Below are 9,070 nucleotides of genomic sequence, written 5' to 3' on the forward strand. Positions count from 1 at the left end.
GCGTGACCCGGATGAGTGACAGGTCCCCCTTCAAACGAAGGAAAACGAGCTTGACCCAAACGCCCAATTAGAGAAGCCGACATCCATCTTCCTCGTCAGCGCCGCAGTGCAGCTTCACCAGACCGGCCATTCGCTGCAGTTGCAAAATCAAATTGTAGACGAACCTGACATTCAACGAATTTGTGTGGTCGATTTTCAAGTAAGCGTGTCGGCTAGAGAAGCATCATCCTCGACAGGCGTCCAGAAAGAGGGAAGAAGCAGGCTTGCAATGAGTGGTAAATGTCGGGCTTTCCATCAAAGATGGATGTCACAATATTCCCCGACTCATCCACCGCTGGAAACCAGCCACCATGCTGATGGTCCACAAACGATTCATTCGCGTAGGTCCAGAGTTTCCTGTACCAAATCTCGTCTTCCGGCTTCCGGTCCATCGCGATCAACGCGGCGACTGCGCCGATTGCTTCGGTGACCGGCCACCAGAACCGGGACGCGTTGGCAACCTGCCCGTCAAAGCCCAGTGTGTAGGCCATTCCGCCACCGGATAGACACGCATCGGCCAGAGCTTGTTCGATCAAACGGCGTGCTGTATCGGGTGCATCAGAGTCCGGTCGGCCCAACAGATCCCAATGCTGAAGCTGAAGCCTGCCCAACTCAAACGAATGACCGGGCGTTGTTCCGGCAGGCCTGAACATCGGGTCGCCCGCATAGTCACGATCAATCTGCCAGTCGGATGTGTAATGCTCGGGCAACCGCCAATTTTCGCGGGAGGCAATCTTGTCGATGAAGAAATCCAGAATACGACCCGCGCGGGTGAGATAAACTTCATCTCCCGTTGCTTCAAAGGCGGATAGCATTGCCTCAACACCATGCATATTCGCATTCATTCCGCGATATGTGGAAAAAGGGGTCCAATCCCTATTCCACTCGTCGCAGAACAATCCCGCGTCTTCATCCCAGAAATGTTGATCCAAGACCTCGCGGGCATCCGCCATCAGGCGGTCTGCATCCGGGTGACCCGCCAGCTTCGCGCTTGCAGAGGCAAGAAGAACAAAGACATGTCCGTAGGCGAGCTTGCGATCATCCTTGATCTGATCACCCTCCAGCGCCCAGAGATATCCGCCATAGTCCCGATCTCTGTGGTGGCTTTCGAGATGTGCCATGCCATGATCAATGATCCGCTCTGCACCCTGAAAACCTGCAAGATGCCCCAAAGCATATGAGTGGATCAGACGCGTTGTCGTGTGCAGCTCTTGAAGCTCACCAGGCAATGGGCTGCCATCATGACCAAGTATGAAGTACCCAGGCCCGTTTCGGCAACTCGCGCTGAAGAACTCAAGCTGCCGCATGGCCTCATCCATCAACCATTTGCGGTGATTGGTGGTTTCAAGCCAAAACCCCGGTTCGGCTTGTGTACCAGGAGGCAAAGGTTGGTCTTTGCTCATCTTTTATCTCGCAAGAGGTGTAATGTAGCGTGCGCCGCGCCCTGGCAACAACGCTCGCGCCGCGTGCAGAATTGCGTTCGCGTCAATTCCATGCAGATGATAGGTGTCTTCCACTGTTGCAGCCTGTCCAAAATGCTCCACCCCAAGGGATTTGGTGCGGTGCCCGTGCACCCCGCCAAGCCAGCTGAGGTTTGCCGGATGACCATCAGCAACAGTGACCAACCCAGCGTCTCGCGGCACATTGGCGAACAGTTGCTCGATGTGCGAGAGCGCCGTGCCAACGCCGCGTTGTCGGGCGCGCTCGGCAGCCTGCCATCCTGCATTCAACCGATCTGCGGATGTCACAGCCAATACGGCAACGTCCCGAACGTCATCAGATAGTAGTCCCGCGGCCTGAATTGCCTCGGGCGCGACAACACCTGTGTAGGCCAGCACCACCGCACTTGTTGCTGTTGGGGGTCTCATCCAGTACCCGCCCGCAATCACGCCTTGCACAAGGTCACCGGTCATTTCGCGCCCGATTTGTTCGTGCGGTACTGTGGATAGGCGCAGATACACAGATCCACCCTTTTCGTCGCGTAGCCAGTTTTGTTCAGCCTGTGGTACTGCGCCATCCCGTTGCATATATTCGAACCCCCAACGCATGATCACGTTCAGTTCGTCCGCAAAAGCAGGCTCGAATGTTGCAAGCCCATCCTGTGCCATACCGATCAAAGGAGTCGAAATGGATTGGTGTGCGCCGCCCTCGTGGCTAAGCGATACGCCAGAGGGGGTCGCAGCCAACATGAAACGCGCATCCTGATAGCAGGCATAGTTCAGGGCATCGAGCCCGCGGCAAATAAACGGGTCATAGACTGTTCCGACTGGAAACAACCGCTCGCCAAACAATGAATGAGACAGCCCAAGTGCGCCCAGAAACGTGAACAGGTTGTTTTCAGCGATACCAAGTTCGATGTGCCGCCCGTCCGAATGTCTGCGCCACTTCTGCGTCGAAGGGATTTCCTGATCGCGAAACAGATCGCTTTGCTCAGCTTTTGCAAACAGGCCCGTCTTGTTGATCCAAGGACCGAGGTTGGTCGAGACCGAAACATCGGGTGAGGTGGTGACAATCCGCTCGGCAAGGGCCGGAGCTTCACTGGCGATGGCCGACAAAATCTGCCCGAACGCTTCCTGAGTGGAGGCTACGTCCTTGACCCTTGGCCGGGCAACTTCATCAACCTTGATCGGGGTAGCGATATGGCGGCGACGCCCCTTGGCATTGAATGGGACATTGTTCAGAAACGCCTGAACGTCTTCTTGGTCAACACCGATGCCAGCAAAGCGTTCCCATTCATGGCCCGCATCTATCCCCAAATCATCGCGCAGACTTTCAATCTGCGCAGTCGTCATGATCCCGGCGTGATTGTCCTTGTGTCCCGCCAGTGGCAACCCATGACCTTTAACCGTGTAGCAGATGAAACAAACCGGGCGGTCGTGATCGATAGCCTTCATCGTCTCGGACATCAGCGCAGCATCATGCCCCGCCAAATTGCCCATCAATTGCGCAAGCGCGTCATCATCATGATCCGCCACCAGCGCCAACGCCTCGTTGGTGCCGGCGAAGTCCTGCTCCAGCTGTGCCCGCCATGCGGCACCACCTTTAAACGTCAAAGCCGAATAAAGAGCGTTTTCACAGCGATCGATCCAATCGCGCAAATACGCACCCCCAGGACGCTTGAAAGCGGCTTGCATGAGCGAGCCGTATTTCAGTTCAATCACCTCCCACCCGCAGGCGAGGAATATGTCCCGGAACCTTGCGTTCAGACCTTCGGTGACCACGCCATCAAGCGACTGTCGGTTATAGTCTATGACCCACCAGCAATTGCGCAGGTCGTGTTTGGCGCCTTCGAGAAGCGCCTCATAGATATTGCCTTCGTCCAGCTCAGCATCGCCAACCAACGCAATCATTCGGCCTTTGGGCTGGTTGAGCCATCCGTGACCGGCCAGGTAGTCCTGCGTCAGGCTGGCAAAAGCCGTCATCGCAACACCCATCCCAACGGATCCGGTCGAGAAGTCGACATCATCCAAATCTTTGGTGCGCGATGGATAAGGTTGTGCACCACCAAGGCCGCGGAAACCCTGCAGTTGCTGCAGGCTCTGGTTTCCAAGAAGATACTGGATCGCGTGGAACACCGGGCTCGCATGTGGTTTAACAGCGACGCGATCCTCGGGACGAAGCACATCAAAATAAAGCGCGTTCAGGATCGCATTCATCGAGGCCGATGACGCCTGGTGCCCGCCTACCTTAATCCGGCCTTTGGAGCGGATGTTGTTGGCATTGTGGATCATCCACGACGACAGCCAGAGCGTCTTTTTCTCAAGCGCTGCCCGAATTTCAAGTTCTTTCGTCATCTCAGGCGACCCGTCGCAATGCTGTGCCATCCTTGGCGAACAGATGCGCATTCTCCGTCTGAATACGCAGGCCGAGCTGTTCGCCCGATTTTACCGGGATATTGCCATGCTTGCGCACCATCATTGATCCGATGCCCTCAACATTGACATAGATATTCGTGTCTGACCCAAGATGTTCAACCACATCGGCCACGGCCGAAAGATCACCGGTACCGTTGTCCACGACATCAATATGCTCGGGCCTTACACCGAGCTCTTTCGCCTGCGACACAAGGGGCTGATCCGGTAGCAGTATCTCGGTTCCATTACCGGCGGTCACACCCGTCTTGGTCCCAGCGACGGGCACAACATTCATGGTGGGCGAACCTATGAACTGCGCCACAAACTTGTTGGCTGGTCGTTCGTAAAGTTCCAGGGGGCTACCGACTTGCTGGATATCTCCTCCGTTCAGGACAACGATCCTGTCTGCCAGTGTCAACGCCTCAACCTGATCGTGGGTCACGTAGATCATCGTTGCGCTGAGGCTCTGGTGCAACCGTGCAATCTCTAAGCGCATTTCGACACGCAGCGCAGCGTCGAGATTTGACAGAGGTTCGTCGAACAGAAACGCCTGCGGATCACGAATGATGGCACGCCCCATGGCAACCCGCTGGCGTTGACCACCCGACAAAGCTTTGGGCAAACGATCCGTCAGATTGGTCAGGCCCAGCGTCTCTGCCGCTTGCGCGACTTTCGATTTGCGGGCTGCAACCGGAACTTTGCGGATTTCCATCGAGAAACCCATGTTCCGCGCCACATCCATATGCGGATAGAGCGCATAGGATTGGAACACCATTGCAATATCCCTGTCCCTTGGGCGCACATCGTTCATACGCTCGCCATCAATCAGAAAATCGCCACTCGATATCGGCTCAAGCCCTGCCACCATGCGCAGCAGGGTGGATTTTCCGCAACCGGACGGACCGACCAGGACGATGAACTCACCATCCTGAATTTCCAGGTCGATGTTGCGCAGGACTTCAACGTTCCCATAGCGTTTTGCAACGTCACGAAGTTCGATATGTGCCATGGTCTGGCCTCCTATCCTTTGACCGCGCCGGACGTGAGGCCCTGCACGAGATAACGTTGAATGAAGATGAAGAAGAGACAGCTTGGGATTAGCGCCAGAACGCCAGCCGCCATCATTTGCCCCCAATCGACCGAAAACTTGGACACAAATGTCAGCAACCCAACCGGGAAGGTCATCGCGTCGTTCTTTGAGATCAGCATCAGCGCAAACAGCAGTTCGGACCACGCAGCCGTGAAAACAAACCCGAGCGTCGCCCCGAGGCCCGGCAACGTCAGCGGGAAGACCACCTTGCGTAGCGCTTGAAATCGAGAACAGCCATCCATCATCGCAGCGTCTTCGAGATCCTTAGGTATGCCATCAAAGAATGACTGCATCAGGAATGTTGCAAAGGGGATATTGAATGCGGTGTAGACAACGATCAGGCTTGTCAGCGAATTCAACAGTCCCAGTTCAGCGACGATCTTGTAGATCGGTGCAATGATCATCAGTAGCGGAAACATCTGTGTCACCAGCATCAATGCGATGATGATCCGCTTGCCCTTAAATACAAAGCGCGAAAAGGCATATCCCGCGCCTGCTGCAAACAGGGTGGTGAAGAAAGCCGCACCCAAGGACACCACCAGCGAGTTCCGGAAATAGGCCAAAAAGTCGGTTTGGAAAACAACGGTTGTGAAATTCAAGAGGGTGACCTCGCTTGGGAACAAGCGGGTTCCTTCTGAATAAATCAACGCATCCGGCGTAATCGCGATTTTGAGTAGCCAGTAAAGCGGAAACAGCGCAAAGATCAGGTAGAATGCGAGCGCCGCGTATTTTCCTACGACAAAGGTGGGATGACGTTTTTTGACAGCGGACATGGTCATCTCCTCAGATCTTGACCAACTTCTTGCGAAGCCACAGCAGAATGATTGCGTAGATCAGCAGGATCACCAAAAGAGCTACTGCAATGGTTGAGGCATATCCGAAATCCAGTTTGCGGAATGCGGTCGTGAAAATGTAAGTCGACAGGATCTGCGTCGAGTTGGCGGGCCCACCACCGGTCATCACAAAGATCAGATCAGCAAAATTAGCGATCCAAATCGTGCGGAGCATGACCGTGATCGCGATCATCGGGGCGAGGAATGGCAACGTAATTTTGGTAAATGTCTGCCACGGGGACGCGCCATCAACTTCGGCTGCCTCATACAGTTCACCGGGAATGGACTGTAGGGCGGCCAGCAACGTGATGGCAAAGAACGGCACACCGAACCAAACATTCGCGATGATCGGGCCCCACATGGCGAGGTCAGGGTCGCCAAGGATGTTGTAAGGTTCTGACAGGATGCCAAGCGCAGCCATCCAGTGCGGCAACGGACCGATGACAGGGTTGAAAAGCCATGCCCATGTCAGGGCCGACAGAAAGGTCGGAACGGCCCATGGCAAAAAAACAAGAGCCTGAAACAGTTTTTTTCCAAAGAAATGAGTGTTCAGAAGCATAGCGAGGCCAAGGCCAAGCAGGAACTGGAACGTGATTGACCAGAAGGTCCAGAACAGGGTGTTCTCCATCGCGATCCAGAATTTACGGTCGCTCCAGAGGTCGACGTAATTTTCGAATCCGATCCAGCCGGACGCGAAGGGCTTCAACAGCTCGATCGATTGGAACGAGTAGGAAATTCCGATGATCAGCGGAAACATGATTACGGCACCAATCAGAACGATCGCGGGGGACAAATAGAAAAAGGGTTCGATCATGTATTGCAGGTATAATGAGCGTCGTGCCCGGGTTTCCCCGGGCCTGACGGTTTTTGGAGTGCGGGCAATCACTGGCTTGCTTTCCACTTGGTGTATTCGTTAGTGAGGAATTCAGCCCACTCATCCGCGACGTCCTGCGCGGTGCGCTGTTCCAACAACGCTTCCTGGCTGGTTTCCAGCAACAGCGTGCTGCCAAAGTATCCCCACTGTTCAAGGTAGGTTGGCATCGTGGTCGGCAAATATTGTTCGCCGTTCAGCTCTTCGAACCAACCTTTGAATTGCTCGGTCTGGAAATGCGGATCTTGGTCGGCGCCTGTGTGGATTGGAATTACACCAACCCGCTTGGCCCAGGTTGCATTGGCTTCCGGTGATGACAAGGCAGCGACCAAATCAAAGGCTTCGTCCTCGTGCTCGGTAGCGTTGAAGATCGACCAACCTGCAAAACCGATAGTCGGGAAAGCTTTGCCCGACGGCCCAACCGGCATCGGAATGACCGCAAAATCTTCTGCTGGCATCCGCTCGGAAATCGCAATCAATGCATCGGGGTCCTGATCGAGGAATGCGCAGGTACCGGAATAGAAGCCTGCCACGATCTCATTAAAACCCCAACTGACGCTATCCTTGGGCGCATACCCATTCTGATACATGTCGATCATGAACTGGATGCCCTCAACCGAGCCGGGCTCGTTGATGCGGCTGACACCGTCTTCGGTAAAAAATTCATTCGTGCCGTTCATGGCCGCAGCGAACATGATCCAGCCATTGGTGCCGCCGGGGCCGCCGCGCAAACAATACCCATACTTTCCGTCAAGCTCCGACACTGCGGCCGAAGCAGCACTGAATTCCTCCATCGTAGCAGGTGGGGCGTCGATACCCGCCTCGGCCAAGAGTTTTTTGTTGTAAAACATCGCCCGCAGATAGAACCCGTAGGGGATCATATAGAGATCACCCGCCTGGCTGCCCATCGCGACCGTCTTGTCGGTCAGCGTCGCGCCATGCTCCCATCCGCCGACGTGGTCGGTCAGGCTGACCAACTGATCAGAACCTGCATAAAGCGCTTGCCAGGTGTCGGGCATTTCGACCACATCAGGAACGTCGCCACCCGCGACCATTGTTGCCAGTTTTTCGAAGGCATTGCCCCACGGAAGTGAAACGATCTCAACGGTGACGCCAGGATTGTTAGATTCAAACTCATCGACAATCCCCTGAAGCACCTCGGTGCGTTCGGGGCTTGTGATCACCTCAACCAGTTTCAGTGTAGTTTCGGCATGAGATGCTGAGCCCATCAACACGGCCGCAGCCGTCATTCCTGCAAGTAACTTCTTCATAGTTTCCTCCTGTTGATTTTTTTCGGGTAGGGAGTGCTTGGCTATTTGGTGCTTTTGGCAAGGGCGGATTGGAAATCAGCCCAAAGGTCTTCTGCCGACTCCAGCCCGAGATTCAGGCGCACCAGATTGGGCGAAACGCCAAATTTCTGCATCGAATTCTTTTCGCCAATCTGTGCAAGCCCAACGCGCGCCGGCAGGATCAGGCTTTCAAACCCGCCCCAACTCACCCCGAGGCGGAACAAGCTCAACGCATCGGAAAACTTGGCGATATCGACGCTGTCATCGAACTCAACCGACATAAGCCCGGACCGCCCCGTCAGACCGGGGACGTCATTGGCACCGGGTGAATTAACCCGCCGCACCTGAGGAATACTGGCAAGGCGATCAACAAACATGTTTGCCGTCGCCTGATGCTGCATCATGCGTGCATTCAGCGTGCGGAGCCCCCGGGTCAGCAGGAACGCCTCAAAAGGTGCCAGTTTCGCTCCGAGCAAAGGAAGGGTCAGATCACGGATGCGGGCGATGTTGTCCAGGGAGGAGACCACCACGCCCGCAACCGTGTCCGAGTGCCCCGAGATGTATTTCGAGGCTGAGTGGATGACGATGTCGATGCCCAGTGTGAGGGGGCGTTGGAACACTGGGGTTGCCCAGGAGTTGTCGATCATCGTCAACACATTTTGGCGTTTCGCATGTTCTGCGACGCGCCTCAGATCCATTGCCTCAAATACGACCGAACCGGGGCTCTCCAGATAGGCCAGCGTCACGCCAGTCAGCAACTCCGGGTCATCCTCAAAGCGCTCCGGCGCATGGTATTCAACATGCACGCCAAACGGGCGCAGCATACGTTCCAGAAACCGGTAGGTATCCGGGTAAACATGTTCGACACAGGCGATCCGATCTCCGGGTTTGAGGAAGGCCAGGATCGTAGACGAAATGGCAGCCATCCCAGATGCGAACCCAACAGCGGCCTCACCTTGCTCAGCTTCCGCCATAAGCCCTTCAAACGCTGCGACGGTAGGATTTTCCACACGGGTGTAGATCGCGGCATCAGACCGGCCCGCCATCCTGTCTTCAAAGCTTTGGTAGCTATCGAATGTAAAAAGTGAGGTTTG

The 9,070-nt window shown here is 55.3% G+C and carries 7 protein-coding genes; all 7 read right to left on the reverse strand.

Features of this window, described 5'->3' with window-relative positions; all coding sequences use genetic code 11:
- Positions 1-212: 212 nt before the first annotated feature.
- On the reverse strand, positions 213-1,442 hold the full coding sequence (locus HW561_RS22900) for an AGE family epimerase/isomerase (protein ID WP_176867671.1): 1,230 nt from the start codon (positions 1,440-1,442) through the stop codon (positions 213-215).
- A gap of 3 nt (positions 1,443-1,445) precedes the next feature.
- Positions 1,446-3,833: a transketolase gene (locus HW561_RS22905; RefSeq protein ID WP_176867672.1), complete on the reverse strand. Its 2,388-nt coding sequence runs from the start codon at positions 3,831-3,833 to the stop codon at positions 1,446-1,448.
- Between the two features lies 1 nt (position 3,834).
- Entirely contained in the window at positions 3,835-4,902 is a 1,068-nt protein-coding gene (locus HW561_RS22910; protein ID WP_176867673.1) for an ABC transporter ATP-binding protein, read from the reverse strand.
- Between the two features lie 11 nt (positions 4,903-4,913).
- Entirely contained in the window at positions 4,914-5,756 is an 843-nt protein-coding gene (locus tag HW561_RS22915; protein WP_176867674.1) for a carbohydrate ABC transporter permease, read from the reverse strand.
- A gap of 10 nt (positions 5,757-5,766) precedes the next feature.
- The gene (locus HW561_RS22920; protein WP_176867675.1) at positions 5,767-6,630 is read right to left on the reverse strand and encodes a carbohydrate ABC transporter permease; all 864 of its coding nucleotides are present in this window, start codon (positions 6,628-6,630) and stop codon (positions 5,767-5,769) included.
- A gap of 68 nt (positions 6,631-6,698) precedes the next feature.
- Positions 6,699-7,958, reverse strand: a complete 1,260-nt coding sequence (locus tag HW561_RS22925; RefSeq protein ID WP_176867676.1) for an ABC transporter substrate-binding protein — start codon at positions 7,956-7,958, stop codon at positions 6,699-6,701.
- Between the two features lie 41 nt (positions 7,959-7,999).
- Positions 8,000-9,070 (reverse strand): aminotransferase class I/II-fold pyridoxal phosphate-dependent enzyme (locus tag HW561_RS22930; protein ID WP_176867677.1); only part of this gene is annotated, 1,071 nt, incomplete at its 5' end.

Source organism: Ruegeria haliotis (genome assembly GCF_013377785.1).
Lineage (GTDB): Bacteria > Pseudomonadota > Alphaproteobacteria > Rhodobacterales > Rhodobacteraceae > Ruegeria > Ruegeria haliotis.

Coding starts and splice junctions, on each gene's coding strand:
- HW561_RS22905 (WP_176867672.1), bottom strand. CDS start 3,833: ATGACGAAAGAACTTGAAATTCGGGCAGCGCTTGAGAAAAAGACGCTC.
- HW561_RS22915 (WP_176867674.1), bottom strand. CDS start 5,756: ATGTCCGCTGTCAAAAAACGTCATCCCACCTTTGTCGTAGGAAAATAC.
- HW561_RS22910 (WP_176867673.1), bottom strand. CDS start 4,902: ATGGCACATATCGAACTTCGTGACGTTGCAAAACGCTATGGGAACGTT.
- HW561_RS22920 (WP_176867675.1), bottom strand. CDS start 6,630: ATGATCGAACCCTTTTTCTATTTGTCCCCCGCGATCGTTCTGATTGGT.
- HW561_RS22925 (WP_176867676.1), bottom strand. CDS start 7,958: ATGAAGAAGTTACTTGCAGGAATGACGGCTGCGGCCGTGTTGATGGGC.
- HW561_RS22900 (WP_176867671.1), bottom strand. CDS start 1,442: ATGAGCAAAGACCAACCTTTGCCTCCTGGTACACAAGCCGAACCGGGG.